The sequence below is a fragment of the Nonomuraea glycinis genome, assembly GCF_035920485.1.
GTDB classification, from domain to species: domain Bacteria; phylum Actinomycetota; class Actinomycetes; order Streptosporangiales; family Streptosporangiaceae; genus Nonomuraea; species Nonomuraea glycinis.
The window spans coordinates 7365060-7384148 of sequence record NZ_CP109166.1 but is presented as its reverse complement, the minus strand read 5'-3'; the positions used below and the strand labels follow the sequence as shown (position 1 = coordinate 7384148).

General features: G+C 72.4%; 20 protein-coding genes. 8 read left to right on the top strand and 12 right to left on the bottom strand.

Features of this window, described 5'->3' with window-relative positions; translation table 11 throughout:
• Positions 1 to 62: 62 nt before the first annotated feature.
• Positions 63 to 779: an HNH endonuclease family protein gene (locus OHA68_RS34580; RefSeq protein WP_327103988.1), complete on the top strand. Its 717-nt coding sequence runs from the start codon at positions 63 to 65 to the stop codon at positions 777 to 779.
• 4 nt (positions 780 to 783) lie between these two features.
• On the opposite strand, the gene OHA68_RS34575 is transcribed toward OHA68_RS34580, so the two are convergent.
• On the bottom strand, positions 784 to 1620 hold the full coding sequence (locus tag OHA68_RS34575; protein ID WP_189139108.1) for an SGNH/GDSL hydrolase family protein: 837 nt from the start codon (positions 1618 to 1620) through the stop codon (positions 784 to 786).
• Positions 1621 to 1837: 217 nt separating this feature from the next.
• Here OHA68_RS34575 and OHA68_RS34570 point away from each other — a divergent pair, with 217 nt between their 5' ends.
• Positions 1838 to 3067 carry an isochorismate synthase gene (locus tag OHA68_RS34570; protein WP_327103987.1) on the top strand — a complete coding sequence of 410 codons (1230 nt, stop codon included), beginning with the start codon at positions 1838 to 1840 and terminating at the stop codon, positions 3065 to 3067.
• A gap of 109 nt (positions 3068 to 3176) precedes the next feature.
• On the opposite strand, the gene OHA68_RS34565 is transcribed toward OHA68_RS34570, so the two are convergent.
• Positions 3177 to 3794 carry an IMPACT family protein gene (locus tag OHA68_RS34565; protein ID WP_327103986.1) on the bottom strand — a complete coding sequence of 206 codons (618 nt, stop codon included), beginning with the start codon at positions 3792 to 3794 and terminating at the stop codon, positions 3177 to 3179.
• A 104-nt stretch (positions 3795 to 3898) separates the two neighbouring features.
• On the opposite strand from OHA68_RS34565, the gene OHA68_RS34560 reads away from it, so the two are divergent.
• Positions 3899 to 5008, top strand: coding sequence for an epoxide hydrolase family protein (locus tag OHA68_RS34560; RefSeq protein ID WP_327103985.1), 1110 nt, complete (start codon positions 3899 to 3901; stop codon positions 5006 to 5008).
• Positions 5009 to 5093: 85 nt separating this feature from the next.
• Here the strand turns inward: OHA68_RS34560 and OHA68_RS34555 are convergent, their stop codons facing one another.
• The 5 genes from OHA68_RS34555 to OHA68_RS34535 all read right to left on the bottom strand — a co-directional run bounded on the left by OHA68_RS34555 (position 5094) and on the right by OHA68_RS34535 (position 9826).
• Positions 5094 to 6401 (bottom strand): MFS transporter, encoded by a 1308-nt coding sequence (locus tag OHA68_RS34555; protein WP_327103984.1) that lies wholly within the window; start codon positions 6399 to 6401, stop codon positions 5094 to 5096.
• Positions 6398 to 6982, bottom strand: coding sequence for an ArsR/SmtB family transcription factor (locus OHA68_RS34550; protein ID WP_327103983.1), 585 nt, complete (start codon positions 6980 to 6982; stop codon positions 6398 to 6400). The genes OHA68_RS34555 and OHA68_RS34550 overlap by 4 nt, the downstream gene beginning before the upstream one ends.
• A gap of 63 nt (positions 6983 to 7045) precedes the next feature.
• A complete protein-coding gene (locus OHA68_RS34545; protein ID WP_327103982.1) occupies positions 7046 to 7801 on the bottom strand; it encodes an ATP-binding cassette domain-containing protein in 756 nt (251 codons plus the stop codon).
• On the bottom strand, positions 7798 to 8832 hold the full coding sequence (locus OHA68_RS34540) for an ABC transporter permease (protein WP_327103981.1): 1035 nt from the start codon (positions 8830 to 8832) through the stop codon (positions 7798 to 7800). Before OHA68_RS34540 ends, OHA68_RS34545 begins: the two co-directional genes overlap by 4 nt.
• A gap of 13 nt (positions 8833 to 8845) precedes the next feature.
• Positions 8846 to 9826: a sugar ABC transporter substrate-binding protein gene (locus OHA68_RS34535; RefSeq protein WP_189139115.1), complete on the bottom strand. Its 981-nt coding sequence runs from the start codon at positions 9824 to 9826 to the stop codon at positions 8846 to 8848.
• 176 nt (positions 9827 to 10002) lie between these two features.
• On the opposite strand from OHA68_RS34535, the gene OHA68_RS34530 reads away from it, so the two are divergent.
• On the top strand, positions 10003 to 10641 hold the full coding sequence (locus tag OHA68_RS34530) for a TetR/AcrR family transcriptional regulator (RefSeq protein WP_327103980.1): 639 nt from the start codon (positions 10003 to 10005) through the stop codon (positions 10639 to 10641).
• 124 nt (positions 10642 to 10765) lie between these two features.
• Here OHA68_RS34530 and OHA68_RS34525 read toward each other — a convergent pair whose 3' ends face one another.
• Positions 10766 to 11593, bottom strand: a complete 828-nt coding sequence (locus OHA68_RS34525) for an HpcH/HpaI aldolase/citrate lyase family protein (RefSeq protein WP_327103979.1) — start codon at positions 11591 to 11593, stop codon at positions 10766 to 10768.
• A complete protein-coding gene (locus OHA68_RS34520; protein ID WP_327103978.1) occupies positions 11590 to 12777 on the bottom strand; it encodes a CaiB/BaiF CoA transferase family protein in 1188 nt (395 codons plus the stop codon). Before OHA68_RS34520 ends, OHA68_RS34525 begins: the two co-directional genes overlap by 4 nt.
• Before the next feature lie 57 nt (positions 12778 to 12834).
• Between OHA68_RS34520 and OHA68_RS34515 the strand changes: the two genes are divergently transcribed.
• Together OHA68_RS34515 and OHA68_RS34510 are read left to right on the top strand one after the other, a co-directional pair.
• Positions 12835 to 13509, top strand: a complete 675-nt coding sequence (locus tag OHA68_RS34515; protein WP_327103977.1) for a GntR family transcriptional regulator — start codon at positions 12835 to 12837, stop codon at positions 13507 to 13509.
• Positions 13506 to 14195 (top strand): HAD family hydrolase, encoded by a 690-nt coding sequence (locus OHA68_RS34510; RefSeq protein ID WP_327103976.1) that lies wholly within the window; start codon positions 13506 to 13508, stop codon positions 14193 to 14195. The genes OHA68_RS34515 and OHA68_RS34510 overlap by 4 nt, the downstream gene beginning before the upstream one ends.
• 120 nt (positions 14196 to 14315) lie before the next feature.
• Here OHA68_RS34510 and OHA68_RS34505 read toward each other — a convergent pair whose 3' ends face one another.
• Positions 14316 to 15089: an inositol monophosphatase family protein gene (locus OHA68_RS34505; protein ID WP_327103975.1), complete on the bottom strand. Its 774-nt coding sequence runs from the start codon at positions 15087 to 15089 to the stop codon at positions 14316 to 14318.
• Positions 15090 to 15233: 144 nt separating this feature from the next.
• Here OHA68_RS34505 and OHA68_RS34500 point away from each other — a divergent pair, with 144 nt between their 5' ends.
• Positions 15234 to 15974 carry a GntR family transcriptional regulator gene (locus tag OHA68_RS34500; protein ID WP_189139120.1) on the top strand — a complete coding sequence of 247 codons (741 nt, stop codon included), beginning with the start codon at positions 15234 to 15236 and terminating at the stop codon, positions 15972 to 15974.
• 222 nt (positions 15975 to 16196) lie between these two features.
• Entirely contained in the window at positions 16197 to 16535 is a 339-nt protein-coding gene (locus OHA68_RS34495) for an STAS domain-containing protein (protein WP_189139121.1), read from the top strand.
• Here OHA68_RS34495 and menD read toward each other — a convergent pair.
• Positions 16498 to 18174 carry a 2-succinyl-5-enolpyruvyl-6-hydroxy-3-cyclohexene-1-carboxylic-acid synthase gene (menD, locus tag OHA68_RS34490; RefSeq protein ID WP_327103974.1) on the bottom strand — a complete coding sequence of 559 codons (1677 nt, stop codon included), beginning with the start codon at positions 18172 to 18174 and terminating at the stop codon, positions 16498 to 16500. The two genes, OHA68_RS34495 and menD, sit on opposite strands and share 38 nt — an antisense overlap.
• The gene (locus OHA68_RS34485; RefSeq protein ID WP_407674521.1) at positions 18171 to 19073 is read right to left on the bottom strand and encodes an o-succinylbenzoate synthase; all 903 of its coding nucleotides are present in this window, start codon (positions 19071 to 19073) and stop codon (positions 18171 to 18173) included. Before OHA68_RS34485 ends, menD begins: the two co-directional genes overlap by 4 nt.
• Between the last annotated feature and the right edge of the window lie 16 nt (positions 19074 to 19089).

Genomic DNA, 19089 nt, shown 5'->3' with positions numbered 1-19089 from the left:
TCAACATCGCCCACTGCGGGAATCTCTCTAGAGAACCTCCGAACGGCACCCGGGAGGCGTGCTTGAGCGCGAAGGACGCCGTCGCCATCCTCGCCGCAGCCGCGGTCCTGGCCGCCCTGGTCAGCGGCACCGAGAACACCACGTCCGCCGAGACCGCCAGCCCGCTCGGCAACGCCAGCGGCACCCTGCCCGGCCTGGCGCCCGTCACCACCGGACCCGACAAGAAGGCCGCCCGCGCCCTCATCAAGGACTTACGCGTCGCCGCCCGGGGCTCCAGCGCCGGCTACCGGCGCACCCGCTACGGCGGCAACTGGGCCGACAGCGCCCCCGGTGTCCCGTACGCACGCAACGGCTGCCGTACCCGCGACGACCTCCTCGCCCGCGACGGCCGCAACGTCCGCTACCGCAAGGGCTCCACCTGCGAGGTCATCGCCATGGACCTGCCCGACCCGTACACCGGCCGGATGATCGACTGGCGCAAGAGCGACGCCGACGAGGTCCAGGTCGACCACGTCGTCCCGCTCGCCTACGGCTGGCGGATGGGAGCCAGGCGGTGGCGCATGACGAAACGGCTCGACTTCGCCAACGACCCGCTCAACCTGCTGCCCGTGCTCGGCCGCGCCAACGAGCAGAAGGACGCCGCCGGGCCGTCCGACTGGCTGCCCCCGCAACGCCGCATCCGCTGCGCCTACGTCACCCGCTTCGCGCAGGTCGCCAAGAAGTACGCCCTGCCGGTCACCCGCGCCGACCGCAAGGCCATGCTCGCCCAGTGCCGATGAGCGCTCAGCGCGGATCGGCCCACTCGAAGCCGTTGCGGAACGTCCGCTCCGCCAGCACCCGCTGCCCGGCCTCGTTCGGGTGGAAGTAGTCCCACCGGCTCACTTGGTCCAGCGTGAACGGATAGGCGAAGACGGCGCCCGCGTCGGTGCGGCATGACGGCCCCAGCGACGCGCACGCCCGCGCCGCCTCCTGGTTGTAGGCCATCACCCGCGCCCGCACCCGGTCCCGCCGCTGCCGGTCGGCCCGTTTCACCGACGACGGCTGGGCGAGCATCGTCTGGCAGATCCGTCCCACCGTCCAGAACGTGCGCGCCAGCGCGTTGCTCTTGCCCACCTGCCACAGCCGGTGCAGGTCGGGGATGCTCGACACGAACACCCGGACCTGGGGCAGCCCGGCCCGCAGCTCCGACAGGGCCTGGTCCAGCCGCCGCCGGTAGAGCGCCACCGGCGTCATCTGCCTCTCCTCCAGCTTGCAGGCGTCCTGCGCCCCTATGAGAATCGTCACGTAGTCCGCCTTCGCGTCGACCGCCCGCCGTACCTGCCCCAGCAGATCCGCGCTCGTCGCGCCCGGTGCCGCGAAGGTGCGGTTGTGCCCCTCGATCGACGACCCCAGCCGCAGCAGCCGCTGGTAGTGGCTGTTCACGCCCGCGTGCTCGCCGGCGGACCACGACCGGGACGGGCAGGACACGTACCAGCCGCAGCTGTTGAATCCCGACGAGATCGAGTCCCCCAGCGCCGCCATCACCTCGGGCACCGGCTCCGTGGGAGCGGCCTGAGCGGTGCCGGAGCCGGCGAGGAGGACGAGGCCGGCCAGGACGGGCCCCAGGCTGCGAGCGATCATGGCCCCAAGGTAGGGAGCCCGCCGCCGGCCCACCCCGCGCTCGGGGCAACGTCTGCCATCTCAGGACCGACTTCATATCACCACTTGACGACCTTCAGCCGATCAGGTTGCCGCAAAAGCAGGGCAATAGCCGCCTTTATCCGGAAACATGAACCGCAACCGGTCAGACACGGGGGTCCCAGTCGAACGTGTTCAGTTCCCGCATAGAGTGTCTCGGGTGAGTGTCGCGCTCGGAACAACCCGCCCGCTACCGGTTCGCACCACCCCCATTCGCGACCCCGGTAATCTGCTGGCGTCCCTCCCCCGGACCGCGCCGTACGCCTGGATCAGGCACGGCGAAGGCCTCGTCGGCTGGGGCCAGGCCGCCCGCGCCGACATCCCCCCAGGTCCGGACCGCTTCGCCTGGGCCCGCCAGTGGCTCGCCGCGGTCTTCGACGACGCCCACAGCGACGACGACGCGCTGCCCCCCGGGAGCGGGCCGGTCGCCTTCGGCACCTTCACCTTCGACGAGAACTCCGCCGGCTCCACCCTCGTCGTCCCGCAGACCATCCTCGCCCGCAGGAACGGCCGCGCCTGGCTGACCACCATCGGCGACGCCCCGCACCAGACCTTCACCCCCCTGCTCGACCCCGGCCGCATCAGCTACGGCGACGGCAGCCTGACCGCCCCCGCCTGGGAGCACGTCGTGGCCCGCGCCGCCCGCCGCATCCGCGACGGCGAGCTCGAGAAGGTGGTGCTCGCCCGCGACCTCCTCGCCACCGCCGAGCACCCCATCGACATCCGCCTGCTGCTCCTGCGCCTGGCCCGCCGCTATCCCGAGTGCTACACCTTCTCCGTCGCCGGCCTCGTCGGCGCCACCCCCGAGCTCCTCATCCGCCGCACCGGCCAGGAGATCCAGTCCCTCGTCCTGGCGGGCACCACCCCCCGGGGCACCGGCCCCGCCGACGACCTCAGACGCGGCGCCGCCCTGCTCGCCTCCGCCAAGGACCGGCACGAGCACGAGTGCGCCATCGCCTCCGTCCGGCAGACTCTCGCCCCCCTCTGCGCCCAGTTGCACACCCCCGACGAGCCGGAGCTGCTCGTCCTGCCCAACGTGCAGCACCTCGCCAGCCACGTCAGCGGCCGGCTCGCCGACGGCGCCTCCGTCCTCGACGTCGTGGCCGCCATGCATCCCACCGCGGCGGTCGGCGGCACCCCGACCCACAAGGCCATCGACGTCATCCGCGAGCTCGAGGGCATGGACCGCGCGGGCTACGCGGGCCCGGTCGGCTGGATCGACGCCCACGGCGACGGCGAATGGGGCATCGCGCTCAGGTCCGGCATCGTGGAGGGCCGGCGGGCCCGCCTGTTCGCCGGCGGCGGCATCATGGGCGACTCCGACCCGGCCTCCGAGCTCGCGGAGGCCCAGGCGAAGTTCCGCGTCATGCAGTACGCCCTCGAGGGCTGACGACCGCTCCTCCGTGGTCGGCCGATCGCACGATGACCGGCCGGCCGCTCAACCCCGAGCGGCGGCTCGGCGCGACCTGCCCGTCCGCTCGCGGGCGGCTGAGCCGCCCTTATTCCGGTACGTGTACGTCGCTGCCCAGCTCGACCCGGGCCCGTCCCGCCGTCAACGCGGCCGCCCACTCCCGGAAGGCGTCCACCTCGTCCGCGCCCACCGCCACCACGAAGTCCACGGCCGAGCCGTAAACGACCTCGCGCACCGCGTAGCGGGAGGCTCTGAGGTCGTTCTCCACCCGGCCCGCCTGGTCGTGGGCCACCGAGACGTGCACCAGCCTGGCCGGCACCATCCGCACCGGCTCCACCCGGTCCAGCGTCTCGGTCACCGCTGAGCCGTAGGCGCGCACCAGGCCGCCCGCGCCCAGCAGGATGCCGCCGAAGTAGCGGGTCACCACCGCGACCACGTGGTCGAACCCCCTGCCGACCAGCGCCTGCACCATGGGGGTGCCCGCGGTGCCGCCCGGCTCGCCGTCGTCGTCGCCCTTCTGCAGCCCGGCGACGACGTAGGCGGTGCAGTTGTGGGTGGCCGAGGCGTGCAGGCGGCGGCGCTCGGCGATGAACGCGGCGGCCTCCTCCGCGCTCTGCACGGGTGCCATGGCGCAGACGAAGCGCGAGCGGCGGGCCTCGGTCTCGTGCTCGACGGGGGTCTTCAGGGTGAGGTACGGCGCTGACACCGCCTCAGGCTAGCGCCTTTACTTTGTAGATTAATAATTTCCCGGTTGCACTCGCCAACCGTAGGGCGTACGGTACACCCTACGGAACAACTTGGAGGACTGACTTGACCGACATCCGGCCCTTCCGCCTCGACATCGCCCAGGCCGACCTGGACGACCTGCACGCGCGGCTCGACCGGGTACGCTGGCCCGACGAGATCCCCGGCCTCGGCTGGCAGTACGGAGTCCCGCTGCCGTACATGAAGGAGCTCGTCGGCCACTGGCGCGACGGCTACGACTGGCGGCGCGCCGAGGCCGAGCTCAACCAGCACGACCAGTTCGTCACCGAGATCGACGGTCAGCGGGTGCACTTCCTGCACGTGCGCTCGGCCGCCCCGGACGCGCTGCCGCTGCTCATCACGCACGGCTGGCCGAGCAGTCCGGTGGAGTATCTCGACGTCATCGAGCCGCTCAGCCGCGACTTCCATCTCGTCATCCCCTCCCTGCCCGGCTACGGCCTGTCCGGCCCCACCACGGAGACCGGCTGGGGCTCCACCCGCATCGCCAAGGCGTGGCTGGAGCTCATGACCAGGCTCGGCTACGACCGCTTCGGCGTGCAGGGCGGCGACTGGGGCAGCTGGATCTCCCGCGAGGTCGGCGTGCTCGCCCCCGAGCGGGTCGCCGGGATGCACGGCAACGGCATCATCTGCTTCCCCATCGGCGCCCCCGGCGAGCTCGACGGCCTGACCGAGGTCGAGCGGGAGCGCATGGCCTTCCGCGAGGCCTACCTGACCGAGCAGTACGGCTACAAGCTCATCCAGTCGACCAGGCCGCAGACCTTCGCCTACGGCATGACCGACTCCCCCGTGGCCCTGCTGTCCTGGTTCGCGAGCGTCTACCACGAATGGAGTGACCGGGACATCGACCCCGACCGCCTGCTCACCACCACCATGCTCTACTGGCTGACCGGCACCGCCGGCTCGGCCGCCCGCTCCTTCGTCGAGACGCCCGACACCGACCAGGACACCAGCGTCGCATGGGAGCTCACCGCGGCCACCGTGCCGACCTCGATCTCCGTCTTCCCCAAGGACATCCTGCGGCCCATCCGCCGCTTCGCCGAGCGCGACAACACCATCGTCGGCTGGGTGGAGCACGACCGCGGCGGCACGTTCGCCGCCCTGGAGGAGCCGGAGGCCTTCGTCACCGACGTCCGCGCCTTCTTCACCGGCCGCTGACCCGCCGTCACCCGCACCTTCTTCACCGCCCGCTGAGGAGCCGGAGCCGCCACCCGCGCCTTCTTCACCGGCCGCCGGGGATCCGTCAGCCCGCCGTACCGGCACCTTCTGGTACGGCGGGCCGCCCGCGGCCGCGCAGCCGGTCCATCTCCCGCCACTCCGGCCGCAGGGCCGTCAGATTGGTGGCGAGGAAGTACGCCACGCCGCACGCCACCAGCACCACCGCCGGCCCCGCCCAGGCGACCGCCGCCCCGGCCAGCAGCCCGCCCAGCGGAATGCCGGCGTACCCCAGCGAGTCCCCCAGCGCGCTCACCCGGCCGAGCAGGTGGCGCGGCACCCGCTCGTACCAGACCGCCGCCAGGATCGGGTTGAGGAAGCCGCCGCTGAACCCGCTCACCGCGAACACCGCCACCATCGCCCACACCGGCGCGTCCACCGCCAGGATCAGGAACCTGGGCGCGCCCGCGACGAGGAACGCCACGAAGAACACCACCCGCCGCCGCATCCGGTGCGCCACCGCCGCCGCCACCAGGCTCCCGCCGACCGCCGCCAGCCCCATCACCCCGCTGTTCACCCCGATCATGGCCGGGCCGTGTCCCGACTCCCTGCCCCACACCGGCAGCAGCACCGAGGCGAACGCCGCGTCCAGCAGATTGGTGACGCCGATCATCACGATCAGCGCCAGCAGCAGCCGCTCCCCGCGCAGGAACCGGCAGCCCTGAGCGAACCGCCGCCAGTATCCGGCCCGCTCTTCCCGCGCCGACGCCCGATGCCCTACGCCCGGCGCCTGATCCCCCACACCTGGCGACAGACCCACGCCCGCCGGCAGTGCCCACGCCACGATCACGGAGCCCAGGGCGAAACAGGCCGCGCTGACGCCCAGCCCCGCCAGCGGCCCGAGCAGCGCCACCAGCGCTCCGCCCGCCGCAGGGCCCACCGTCCCGGCCAGCCGCTCGGTCACACCCGCCAGCCCGGTCGCCCGCTCCAGCGGCACCAGCCCGCGCTCCGCCGCCTCCGGAACCATGATCTCCTTGGCCAGGTCGCCCGGCCCCCGGGCCGCGCCGATCACCGCCACCATGCCCAGCAGCGGCCCGAACGCGAGCGCGTCCACGCCGTGCAGCGCGACGACCGCTCCCGTCGCGGCCGCGCTCACCACGTCGGTGATCCAGGAGATCCGCCGCGGGCCCACCCGATCGACCAGCGGCCCGCTCAGCGCCTTGACCAGCACGTACGGGGCCATCTCGCAGAACGCCACGAGCCCCGTCTGGACGGCGCTGCCGGTGGTGACCAGCACGAACCAGGGCAGCGCGATCGCCGACACCCGGGTGCCGGTCAGCGACACGGCCATCGCCGCCAGCACACCCCCGAGCGGCCGTAACGAGCGCCCGGTCACGACTCCTCCAAGTCAGGCAGGAAGAGCGTGATCAGCGAGAGCCGCTCGGCCCCCTCCGGCGCCACCGCCTCAGGGGCGTCCCGGCGGTAGCGGTCGAGCACCTCGTCGAGCTCGTCGCGCAGCCGCTCGGCCTCCTCCGTGGTCAGGCGCAGCGACCGGCTGCTCAGGTCGAACATGCGCCGCCAGTCGCGGGGCATGGTGTCGAAGGCGTTGAGCGCCTGCTGGACCCGCAGGTGGTAACTGGCGGACACCGCCTGGAGGTAGGTCAGCGTCGCCTCGGGCTCCCGCTCGGCCAGGTCGACGTCGGCCAGCCGGGTGATCTGGTGCACCGGCCGCCACCAGCGCTCCCTGGCGTTGCCCCGCTCGGTGTCCTCCTCGACGAACCCCGCCGCGCCCAGCCGGCGCAGGTGGTAGCTGGCCGTACCGGAATTGACCCCGAGCAGGTCGGCCAGGCGGGTCGCGGTGGACGGGCCGTGCCTGCGCAGGAGGTTGACCAGCTCGACGCGGAGCGGATGCGCGAGGGCGCGCAGGCCCTTGGCGTCGAGGACGACTTCGGTGGCGGGCTTCGCGGGCTGGGTCATACCAGCTAGGGTAAACCGCAAACAGTTCTTCGCAAACAGTTCTTCGCGAAGAACTGTTTGCCGTCACTCCCGTTCCAGCTCGTGGGCCAGTTCCTCCAGTTCGGCGTCGCCGGCCATGAGGGAGGTGAGCTTTTCGCGGGTGATGTCGGCCTTGGCGTACTCGCCCAGGCTCGTCCCCCGGTTCAGCAGCAGGAACCGGTCCCCCACCGGGTAGGCGTGGTGCGGGTTGTGCGTGATGAACACCACGCCGAGCCCCCGGTCGCGGGCCCTGGCGATGTAGCGCAGCACCACACCGGCCTGTTTGACGCCGAGGGCCGAGGTCGGCTCGTCCAAAATGAGCACGCGGGCGCCGAAGTAGACCGCCCTGGCGATGGCCACCGACTGCCGTTCGCCGCCCGACAGGGTGCCGACCGGCTGGTCCACGTCGCGGATGTCGATGCCCATGGCGCGCAGTTCCTCGCCGGCGACCCGCCGGGCCGTGCGCACGTCGAAGGCCAGGCCTTTGCGCGGCTCCGAGCCGAGGAAGAAGTTCCGCCAGACCGACATCAGCGGGATCATCGCAAGATCCTGGTAGACGGTGGCGATGCCGCGGTCGAGCGCGTCCCTGGGGCTGCTCAGCCGGACCTCCGCGCCGTCCACGAGCAGGGTCCCCGAGTCATGCTGGTGCACGCCCGCGAGGATCTTGATGAGCGTCGACTTGCCCGCGCCGTTGTCGCCGAGCACGCAGGTGACCTGGCCCGCCGCCACCCCCATCGACACCTCGCGCAGCGCCAGCACCGAGCCGAACGACTTGCCGATGCCCCGGGTCTCGAGTATCAATGCCTGACCTCCTCGGCATAGCGCCTGACCAGGCGATTGGCCAGCGTGGCCAGCAGCAGCATGGCCCCCAGGAAGAACTTGAACCAGTCGGCGTCCCAGCCGAGGAACACGATGCCCTTGTCGGCCATGCCGAAGATCACCGCACCGATGGCCGCGCCGATCGCGGAGCCGTACCCGCCGGTGAGCAGGCAGCCGCCGATCACGGCGGCGATGATGTAGATGAACTCCTGCCCGATACCGATGTTGGCCTGCACGGACGTGTAGCGCAGCGCCATGATCGAGCCGACCAGCCAGGCCGCGACCGCCGTGGTCATGAACAGCGCGATCTTCGTCCGGGCGGCGGGCACCCCGACCGCCCGCGCCGCCGGCTCGCTGCCGCCGACCGCGAAGATCCAGTTGCCGACCCGTGAGCGCATCAGCACCCAGGTGGCCAGCGCGGTGACCAGCAGCCACCACAGGATCGCCACCCGGAAGGAGGTGCCGCCGATCTGGATCGTGCCCGCGAAGACGGTCCGCGCCGCCTCGAAGCCCTCCGCCCTGCGCAGCCCACTGACCTGTACGGTGCCCGTCAGCGCCTTGGTGACCCCGAGGTTGACGCCCTGCAGCATGAGGAAGGTGCCGAGCGTCACGATGAAGCTGGGCAGCCGCGTCCTGGTCACGATGAGGCCGTTGAGCAGCCCGACACCGAGCGCCACGACGAGGCTGACCAGCATGGCCAGCCATACGTTCAGGCCGTAGCGGGTGGCGAGGGTGACCAGGATGAGCCCGGTGGTACCGGTCAGCACGCCCGCCGACAGGTCGAACTCGCCGCCGATCATCAGCAGGGCGATGGCCACCGCCATGATGCCGAGCGTGGCGGCCGGGTCGAGCCAGTTCGCGATGCCCTCGGGGGATCGGAACACCGCCGACTGGGTCGCGAAGAAGGTGAAGACCACCACCGCCCCGACGACCGCGCCCAGCTCGGGCCGGATCAGCAGGCGGCGCAGCAACCCGACCCGCGCGAGCCGCTCGTCGGCGGTGGCGGCCGTCACGGCGCCTCCCCGATCATCGGGTGCCCGCCTCGGCCAGCTTGGCCACCTGCTCGGCGTTGTCCTTGGTGACGAAGCCGGGCCCGGTGTTGACGGGCAGGCCGCCGCCGACGGTGTTGAGGTTGTTCTTGTACAGGTGGAGGAAGGTGATGGGCAGGTAGCCCTGGAGGTACTGCTGCTGGTCGACCGCGAACAGGATCTCGTCGCCCTGGATGGCGGTGACCACGTCGGCCGACAGGTCGAAGGTGGCCAGCTTGGCCTGCGAGCCGGCGTCGGCGATGGCGTCCCTGGCGGCGACCGCGACGGCCGGGTTGAGCGCGAGCACGCCGTTGACGGCCTTGTCGGTCTGGAGCTTCGCGGTGACCTTGGAGGTCACGTCGGCCAGGTTGCTCACGTCCACCTGCAGCCGCTCGACGGTGCCGCCGAGGGTCTCCTCGGCGCCCTTGCAGCGCTGGTCGAGGCCGACGTTGCCGGCCTCGTGGATGACGCACAGCAGCTTGGTGACGCCGGCCGCCTTGAGCTGCTCGCCCGCGCCGCGCCCGGCCACGTCCTCGGACTGGCCGACGTGCGTGAGCGCGCCGAGCTCCTTGGCGGTGTCGGCGCCGGAGTTGATGGTGACCACGGGGATCTTCGCGGCGACGGCCTTGCCGATGGCCTCGCGCAGCGCGTCGGGGTTGGCCAGGGAGACCACGATGCCGTCGACCTTGCTGGAGACCGCCTGGTCGATGAGTTGCGACTGCTTGGCGGGGTCGCCGTCGCCCTGGTAGGTGACCTGCGCGCCGTACTCCGTGCCCGCGGCCTCGGCGCCGTTCTTGACGACGTCCCAGAAGGAGTCGCCCGGAGCGCCGTGGGTGATCACGGCGTAGGTGCCCGCGCCGGTCGCGGCCGGCGCCGAGCCCTGCGCGGGCGCGCTCTGCGGGGCCTGTTCACCGGCGGCGGAGCAACCGCCCAACGCCAGAACGCTCATCATGGCCAGCACTACCGGAATGCGTCTCATCCGAAACCTCCAAGAGCAACGGGCTGCCACCGGTTGTACCCCAATATCATCTGTATGTATAGACATACGGACTAATGCCGAGGACGAGAGACGAATCGCTCCCGACCCGGACGCCGGCACGAGCTCTTTGACCGTACGGGATAGAACGGAATTGTTCGTTCCAGTATGCTGGGTTCATGACGACAGCACCCATGAGCGGCCGCAAGGCGCAGGCGGCGCGCAACGACGAGTTGATCCTCGCGGCGGCGCGCGCCGTCTTCACCGCCGACCCGGGCGCCCCCATTGCGGCCGTGGCCGAGCGGGCGGGCGTCGGGATCAGCGCCCTCTACCGGCGTTATCCCAGCAAGGAGGCCCTGCTGCAGAAGCTCTGCGGCGATGGGCTGCAGCTCTACATCGCCGTCGCGGAGCAGGCGATGCGCGACCATGACGACCCGTGGGAGGAGTTCGCCGGCTACATGCGCGGCATCGTCGACGCCGACACCAACTCACTGACGATCAAGCTGGCGGGCACCTTCCACCCCACGCAGGAGCTGCACCAGCACGCCGCCAGGGCCTCCGAGCTGGCGACGCGGCTGCACACCCGGGCGGTGGAGGCGGGTGTGCTCCGGCCGGACGTCACCACCGCCGACCTCGCGCTGATCTTCGAGCAGCTCGCCTCGGTGAAGCTCGGCGACGAACAGCGGACCGGCGAACTCCGCCACCGCTTCCTGGCCCTGATGCTGGACTCCCTACGGCAGCCACCGGCGCACCGCCCCCTGCCGGGCCGCGCTCCGGACGACCTGGAACTGTCGGTCCGCTGGAGCCCCGGCGGCTAGGCTCCACCGCCGGCCGCGCGGTCCAGGGGGTCAAGCGCCGTCGCCCAGCCGGGCGAACAACGTCAAGGTCCAGGAGGCTGAGCCCCGTCGCCCAGCCGGACGGACAACGCCAAGGTCCAGGGGATCAAGCGCGGTCAGCCAGGCGGGTGTACAGCGTCAGGGTACGGCGCGCCCTGGCCACGATCGGGGCGTCCACGAACCTGCCGTCCGGCAGGGCGAGGGCGCCCGCCCCGGCGACCTCCGCCGCCTGAACGATCTCCGCGGCCTTGGCCGCCTCCTCCTCGGTCGGCCGGAAGGCCGCCCTGATCAGCGGCAGCTGCCGCGGATGGATCGCGGTCCTGCCGAACATGCCCAGCGCCCGCCCCGCCGCGCACGAGGCCACCAGCCCGGCCTCGTCCCGCACGTCCGGGTGGACGGCCATGGGCACCGGCGGCAGCCCCGCCGCCGCCGCGGCGAGCACGGCCTGCAGCCGGAGGTGGGTCACGGCGCTCTCGCCGGTGATGAACAGCTCGGCGGCCAGGTCCTGCTCGCCGAGCGCGATCCCGTCGACGCACGGGTGGGCGGCGATGGCCCGCGCGTCCATGATCCCGGCCGCCGACTCCAGCAGCGCGTACGCCCGTACGCCGAACCTCGCCAGCAGGTCCAGCGTGCCGGCCGACTCGACCTTGGGCAGCCGGACGGCGTCGGCCAGCGCGGCGAGCGCGTCCAGGTCGTCCAGCCCGCGCTGACCGGCCAGGTCGTTGATCCGCACGTGGACGGGCGGCCCCCCGTCGCCCGCCGCGGGCCGTTCGCGCAGGAAGGCGGCGGCGTTGTCGCGGGCCTCGTCCTTGCGGGCCGGCGCGACCCCGTCCTCCAGGTCGATGATGACCACGTCGGCGCCGGAGCCGACCGCCTTGGCGAACCGCTCGGGCCGGTCGCCGGGCACGTACAGCCAGGTGACGGGGAGGTTCACGCGATCACTCCGCCATCGCGCAGCGCGGCGATCCGCTCAGGGGTGTAGGCCAGCTCGCCGAGCACCTCGTCGGTGTCTCGGCCGAGGCCGCGCCCCGGCCAGCGCACCTCCCCCGGCGTCTCCGACAGACGGAACAGCACATTCTGTACGGTGACCGTGCCGAGTTCCTCGTCGGGCACCTCGACGAAGGTGCCGAGCGCCGCGTACTGCGGATCCACCGCGATGTCGGCCACGTCGTAGATGGGGGCGACGGCGGCCTGCACCTCCTCGAAGCGGGCGATGACCTCGGCGGCGTCCCGTTCGGCGATCCAGGTGGCGACGGCCTCGTCCAGCTCGTCGGCGTGCCGCACCCGGCCGCTGCCGCTGCCGAACCAGGGCTGCTCGACCAGGTCGGCGCGGCCGACCAGGGTGACGACGCGTTCGGCGATGGGCTGGGCGCTGGTCGAGACGGCCAGCCAGCGCCCGTCGCGGGTGCGGTAGGTGTTGCGCGGCGCGTTGTTGCTGGAGCGGTTGCCGGTGCGCTCCGGCACCACGCCGAGCGCCTTGTAGGCGGTCATCTGCGGGCCGAGCAGGCCGAGGATGGGCTCGATGATCGCCATGTCGATCACCTGGCCGCGCCCGGTCCGCTCGCGGGCGCGCAGGGCCACCATGACGGCGTAGGACATGGCCAGGCCGGCGATGCCGTCGGCCAGGGCCAGCGGCGGCAGCGTCGGCGGCCCGTCCGGCTCACCGGTCATCGCGGCGAACCCGCTCATCGCCTCGGCCAGGGTGCCGAATCCGGGCTGCCTGGCCATCGGGCCGAACTGCCCGAACCCGGTCATCCGCGCCACGATCAGCCGCGGGTTGATCTCCATCAGGTCCGCGGGCGCCAGGCCCCAGCGCTCCAGCGTGCCGGGGCGGAAGTTCTCCACGAGCACGTCGGACCGCTCGGCCAGGCGGCGCAGGATCTCCTGCCCCTCCGCGCGCGACAGGTCGACCGCGGCCGCGCGCTTGTTGCGCGACAGCGACTTCCACCACAGCCCCACCCCGTCCACCGAGGCGCCGTGCCCGCGTGACGGGTCGCCGCGCCGGGGATGCTCGATCTTGATCACGTCGGCGCCGAAGTCGCCGAGCATCATCGCGGCCGAGGGACCGGCGAACAACGTCGCGGCGTCGATGACCCTCAGGTCGGCGAGGCTTGTCATAGTTATGCAACTTATAAGAAATATGTCATAGGTCAACTTTAGGAGACACTAGAAGACATGACCAGCCAGCCCCGGCCGCCCATGAGCAAGGCCGAGTACGTCTACAGCGTCCTGCTGGACGAGATCCGCACGGCCCGGATCCCCGGCGGCACCGCCCTGCGCGCCGGCGCCGTCGCCCAGCGGCTGGGCGTCTCGGTCACCCCCGTACGCGAGGCGCTGCGCAGGCTGGAGAAGGACCGGCTGGTCAGCTACGAGGCGCACCACGGCGCCACCGTGGTCGACCTCGGCGACGACGCGCTGGAGGAGTTCTACGGGCTGCGCGCGGTGGTCGAAGGCCTCGGCGCGCGACTGGCCGCGGCCCGGATCACCGGCGCGGAGCTGGCCCACCTGCACGACCTGCACGCCGCGATGGAGCGCGCCGCCGACGAGGGCGGCAACGACCGGCTCGGCGAGCAGAGCAGGCACTTCCACCTGCGCATCGCCGACATCGGCGGGCCCGCCTTCCTCGGCCAGCACGCCAGGGCGGTGCGCAACAGCTTCCCGGTGCCCGCCGCGGCCTCGCTGTGGCTGGACGCGGCCCAGGTCAGGCGGCAGCTCGACGCGCACGCGGCGATCCTGGCCGCGCTGGCCGGAGCCGACGGCGCGCGGGCCGAGCTGCTGATGATCGAGCACGTCCGGCAGGCCGGTGACTATCGCCGGACCCGCGGGCCCGCTGACAGGATGACCTCATGATCAAGGGCATCCTGTTCGACCTCGACGGCACCCTGCTCGACCACCGCGCCGCCGCCGACGCCGGGATCACCGCCTGGGTGTCGGCCCGCGCTCCCGGCCACCCCCGGCTCGGCGAGGCGGCCGGGCTCTGGGCCGCGCTGGAGGGGCCGCATCTGGAGGCGTGGCACGCGGGCGAGTGCTCGTGGGAGGAGCAGCGCCGACGCCGGGTGCGCGCGCTCTGCCAGGCACTGGCCCTGGAGACGCCCGGCGACCTGGACGCCGCCTTCGCCGCGTTCGCCGAGCACTACCGCGACGGGTGGACCGCCTTTCCGGACGCGGCGGACGCCGTGGCCGCGCTCGACGGGTTCCGGCTGGGCGTGCTCACCAACGGCATCCAGGAGATCCAGGAGGAGAAGGTACGCGCGATCGGCCTGGCCGGGCTGGTCGGCCCCGTGCTGACCGGCAAGACACTGAACGGCTGCTACAAACCGGTCCCCGCCTGCTACACCGGCGCGGCCGAAGCGCTCGGGCTGACGCCCGGGGAGGTGCTGCTGGTGGGCGACGACGTGGACAAGGACGTCACCGGCCCGGCCACGGCCGGCATGCCCTCGGTCTGGCTGGACCGCCTCGGCGTCGAGACCGCTCCCCCGGGCTTCCCGAGGATCACCACCCTGGCCGAGCTGCCACCGCTGCTCGGCCGCACCTGAACCGCCTGCGGCCCGGCTCGGCCTGAGCCCGGCGTGCCCATACCGAGCCGGACATGAGCTCCACTATGGCCTGAACACGGCGCGTCCATACCGAGCCGGGCGTGAGCTCCGCTGCGGCCTTCAGCCGGGCAGCACCTCGGCCAGGGCCGAGTTCTTCAGGTCGAAGCCGCCCACGTGCGCCAGATAGTCGCCCTTGGCCAGCGGGTCGCCCAGATAGACGCCGCCGGCCTGCCGCACCAGCAGGGCTCCGGCCGCCACGTCCCAGGGATGGGAGCGGGTGCCGTAGGCGGCGTCCGACCAGCCGGCGGCGACGTGGGCGAGCTTGAGCGCGGCGCTGCCGGGGCGGCGCACGGCGGCGAAGGAGCTGACGAAGCGGCCGTAGCGGCGCAGCGCCTCCTCCCCCTCGGCCTCCAGGTCGAGCGGCGACGGATAGCTGCTCAGCAGCATCGCCTCACGGTCCCGGGTGGCCCCCTCGCTGCGGATCGGCTTGCCGTCGCACCAGGCTCCCTCGGTGGAGGCGGTGAACATGTCCTCGCGTACCGGGTCGTACACCACGCCCGCGACCAGTTCGCCGCGCACGGCGGCGGCGATGGAGACGCAGAAGAACGGCAGGCCGGCGGCGAAGTTGGCGGTGCCGTCGATCGGGTCGACGTACCAGCGCACCTCGCCGGAGCCGCTCTCGCCGCCCTCCTCCCCCACGATGGCGCTGTCAGGCCGGCGGGCGGTGATGACGGCGCGGATGGCCTCCTCCGCGGCTCTGTCGTGCTCGGTCACCGGGTCGTGGAAGTCCCGTTTTGTAGTGATCTGCGGCCGGGATCTGAAGGCCTCACGCAGCCGGGGTCCCACCGCCATGGCCGCTTCGGTGGCGGTGTCCAGCAGTCCGGTCACGTCCATACATATCCCCCTGTGAGCTCGCCGACCGCCCGCCATCGGCGACTATGACAGGACATAGTTACCTCAGGATGAACAAGCGACACGACTTGCAGCCTAACAAGTGCTATTTGTCAGGACATTCTGACCTCGGATAATCTGATCAGCATGACCGCGAATCTGGCGATCGACCTGGACCGATCCAGCCCCGTGCCGCTCTACTTCCAGGTGGCCGAGCAGATCGCCGAAGCCATCCGGCGCGGCGACCTGACACCCGGCTCCCGGCTGGACAACGAGATCCTCCTCGCCGACAAACTGGGGCTGTCCAGGCCCACGATTCGCCAGGCGATCCAATACCTCGTCGACAAGGGCCTGCTGGTCCGCAAGCGCGGCGTCGGCACCCAGGTGGTGCACGGGCAGGTCAAACGCTCGGTGGAGCTGACCAGCCTCTATGACGACCTGCGCCGCTCCGGCCAGGAGCCGGCCACCCAGGTGCTCAAGCTGGAGCCGCGCCAGGCTGAGGACGCGGTCGCCGCGATCCTCGGCGTCGAGCCCGGCGCCGACGTCCTCTACCTGGAGCGGCTGCGCTTCGCCGCGGGCGAGCCCCTGGCCGTGCTGCACAACTGGCTGCCGCTCGGGCTGGCCCAGCTCACCGCCGCCGACCTCGAAGGCCGCGGCCTGTACGAGCTGCTGCGCGGCTCCGGCGTGCGGATGCGCGTGGCCAACCAGCGCATCGGCGCCCGCGCCGCGACCCAGACCGAGGCCAAGCTGCTGGACGAGCGGCGCGGCGCCCCCCTGCTGACCATGGTCCGCACCACCTACGACGACCAGGGCCGGGCCGTCGAGCACGGCTCGCACATCTACCGGGCCTCCCACTACTCCCTGGAGGTCACCCTCATCGAGCGATGAGCCACTAGGGCCGCCCGTATCCCCATCTTCCGGCGAACCGATCGGCCATCGGGTTACACTCCAGCTGGAAACAGGCAGTCGCCGCTGATTTCACCGTGCCGCCCGAACCCCGCGTCACACATTCCTCGCGCCGACCGCTCGGATCCGCCACGCCCGTGGGGGCACGGTGTGGCGTGCCCGAGGGCCGGCGCATCTCACGGCTTTGGGGACGGCATTCGGGCCATGGCACCACTTCACCTGACGACCAGGGACCACGGTGACACCGTGACCGTCTCGGTCTCCGGCGAGCTCGACATCGCCACCATCGACGTCCTGCGCGCCCACCTGCTCGATGTCCTGGAACGCGCCGGCGGCGAGGTGGTGCTGGAGATGAGCGGGCTGTCGTTCATCGACGCGGCCGGGCTCGGCGCCCTGGTCGCGCTCCGCGGGCAGGCCAGGCTGCACGCCACGAGACTGCTCCTGGCCGGCGTCCCCGCGCCGATGGCGCGACTGCTGCGGATCACCGGCCTGGAGGGCCACTTCCTCACCCTGCGGCGGCAGAGTCCTGAAGGAAGGCCGTGATCGCCGCCTCGGTGGCGTCGCGCATCCGCGCGTGCACCGCCGCGTTCGCCGCACGGTCGGTGCGCACCTCCACCACTCGCGGCCCCTCGCCGCGCAGCGCCTTCGACAGCTCGGACGGGTCCCGCACCTGCGTGTACGGGGTGCCGGTCGCGGCGGTGACGTAACCCAGGTCCACTCCGTGCGGCGTGCCGAAGACGCGCTCGAACGGGTCGCGCAGCGCCGCCTGGGGCAGCAGCGAGAAGATGCCGCCCCCGTCGTTGTTGACCACCACCAGGCACAGGTCCGGCCGGGGCTCCCGGGGGCCGAGGATCAGGCCGTTCTGGTCGTGCAGGAACGACAGGTCGCCCATGAGCGCGTAGGAGGGCCCGTTGTGCGCCAGCGCCGCGCCCATCGCCGTGGACACCAGCCCGTCGATGCCGGAGGCGCCGCGGTTGGCCAGCAGCTTGAGCCCGCGCCGGGGCCGCATCGCCTGGTCCAGGTCCCTGATCGGCATCGAGGAGCCGCAGAACAGCAGGGCGCTGTTGGGCAGCATGTCCGCCAGGTCGCGGGCCAGCCGGGGCTCGCTCAGCCCCGAGTCGTCCAGCACCTCGTCGAGCGCCGTTCTGGCGGCCGCGTCGGCCTGCCGCCAGGAGTGCAGCCAGCTGTCGTCACCCGAGGCCACCGGGATCTCCACCGCCTGCGCCACCTGGCTGGCCGACCGGGTGGGGTCGGGCCAGCGGCCCAGGTCGGGGGCGACCACGATGTGCTCGTCGGCACGCCCCAGCCAGGACAGCAACGGCTTCGACAGACCGGGACGGCCCAGCGTGACCACCACGTCCGGCCGGTAGGCGTCGGCGAAGTCCGGCACGCCGAGCAGGTGGTGGTAGGTGGAGATGGCGTGGTCGCCGTAGCGGGCGCCGCCGTTCGGCTCGGACAGCACCGGCCAGCCCGCCATCCCGGCGGCGGCGACGTATCGGCGCACGTTCGGCGCGCCGTCGCCGACCACGAGCACGCCGCGCCTGGTGGGCGGGATGTGCAGGGCGATGGGCGGCGGCGCGACCCGGGAGCGCACCCACGGCCCGGCGGCGCGGCCGTCCAGCGGCTCGCACCACGAGGGGTCGCCGTCGGGGATCAGCGGCTCCCGAAAGGGCAGGTTCAGGTGCACCGGCCCCGGATCGTCCGGGCCGACGGCACGCTGGTAGGCGCGGCAGGCCAGGGAGCGCCAGTAGGCCACCTGGCCGGGCCGGTTCTCGGGCGTCCCGGCCTCGGCGAACCAGCGGGGCGCCGAGCCGTACAGCTTGAGCTGGTCGATCGTCTGGTTGGCGCCGGTGCCGCGCAGCTCGGGCGGGCGGTCGGCGGTGAGCACGAGCAGCGGCACGCCGGACTCGCCGGCCTCGATGACGGCGGGGTGGAAGTTGGCGGCGGCCGTACCGGAGGAGCAGATCAGCGCGACGGGCCGCTCGGCCCGCCGGGCCAGCCCGAGCGCCAGGAAGGAGGCCGACCGCTCGTCGATCCGGACGTGCAGCCGCACCCGCGACTCGGCGTGCAGCGCCAGCGCCAGCGGGGCGGAGCGGGAGCCGGGCGCGATCACGACGTCGGTGAGGCCGCAGCGCACCAGCTCGTCGACCAGAACCGTGGCCAGCGCGGTAGCGGGATTCACAGTGACGCCTCCTGCATCCGGCGTAGCCACGACGGAGAATCAATCTGAAAACTCGACATATCCGACAAATGCTGAAAATTCACCTCAGGATGGCGTACGGCCAGCATCCCGTCCAGGGGCACCAGCGAATCCTCCACCACATCGCCCGACAGCAACGCCATCGTCGCGAGCCCGCACGCGTACGGCAGCTCCGGCAGCGCGGCGGCCAGCGCCAGCCCGGCCGCCAGCCCCACCGAGGTCTCCACGGCGCTCGACACCACGGCCGGCAGCCCGCACGCCTCCACCACCCGCAGCGCCGCCCGCACGCCGCCCAGCGGTTGCACCTTGACCACCGCGATGTCGGCCGCCTCGGCGGCCCGCACCCGCAGCGGATCCTCGGCCCTGCGGATGGACTCGTCGGCCGCCACCGGCACGTCGCAGGCCCGCCGCACCGCCGCCAGCTCCGCCAGCGTGGCGCAGGGCTGCTCGACGTACTCCAGGTCGAAGCGGTCGAGCTCCTTGAGCCGCCGGACCGCCTCGTCCACCTCCCAGGCGCCGTTGACGTCGACGCGCAGCCGACCGGCCGGGCCGAGCGCGTCCCGCACGGCCTCCACCCTGGCCAGGTCCTCGGCGAAGCCCTGCCCGCGCTCGGCCACCTTGACCTTGGCCGTGCCGCAGCCGGAGCGCCGGACGATCTCGTGCGCCTGCTCGGGCCCGACGGCGGGCACGGTGGCGTTGACCGGGACCGACGCGCGGACCGGCGCGGGCCAGCCTTCGAAGGCGGCCTCGCGCGCGCAGGCGAGCCACCGGGCGCATTCGCGCGGCCCGTACTCGGGGAACGGCGAGAACTCGCCCCAGCCCGCCGGCCCGTGCAGCAGCACCCCTTCTCTGACGGTCTGACCCCGGAACCTGGTGCGCATCGGAATCCGGAAAACC

Coding starts and splice junctions, on each gene's coding strand:
- OHA68_RS34575 (WP_189139108.1), bottom strand. CDS start 1,620: ATGATCGCTCGCAGCCTGGGGCCCGTCCTGGCCGGCCTCGTCCTCCTC.
- OHA68_RS34550 (WP_327103983.1), bottom strand. CDS start 6,982: ATGACCCAGCCCGCGAAGCCCGCCACCGAAGTCGTCCTCGACGCCAAG.
- OHA68_RS34535 (WP_189139115.1), bottom strand. CDS start 9,826: ATGAGACGCATTCCGGTAGTGCTGGCCATGATGAGCGTTCTGGCGTTG.
- OHA68_RS34530 (WP_327103980.1), top strand. CDS start 10,003: ATGACGACAGCACCCATGAGCGGCCGCAAGGCGCAGGCGGCGCGCAAC.
- OHA68_RS34520 (WP_327103978.1), bottom strand. CDS start 12,777: ATGACAAGCCTCGCCGACCTGAGGGTCATCGACGCCGCGACGTTGTTC.
- OHA68_RS34515 (WP_327103977.1), top strand. CDS start 12,835: ATGACCAGCCAGCCCCGGCCGCCCATGAGCAAGGCCGAGTACGTCTAC.
- OHA68_RS34510 (WP_327103976.1), top strand. CDS start 13,506: ATGATCAAGGGCATCCTGTTCGACCTCGACGGCACCCTGCTCGACCAC.
- OHA68_RS34505 (WP_327103975.1), bottom strand. CDS start 15,089: ATGGACGTGACCGGACTGCTGGACACCGCCACCGAAGCGGCCATGGCG.
- OHA68_RS34500 (WP_189139120.1), top strand. CDS start 15,234: ATGACCGCGAATCTGGCGATCGACCTGGACCGATCCAGCCCCGTGCCG.
- OHA68_RS34495 (WP_189139121.1), top strand. CDS start 16,197: ATGGCACCACTTCACCTGACGACCAGGGACCACGGTGACACCGTGACC.
- OHA68_RS34485 (WP_407674521.1), bottom strand. CDS start 19,073: ATGCGCACCAGGTTCCGGGGTCAGACCGTCAGAGAAGGGGTGCTGCTG.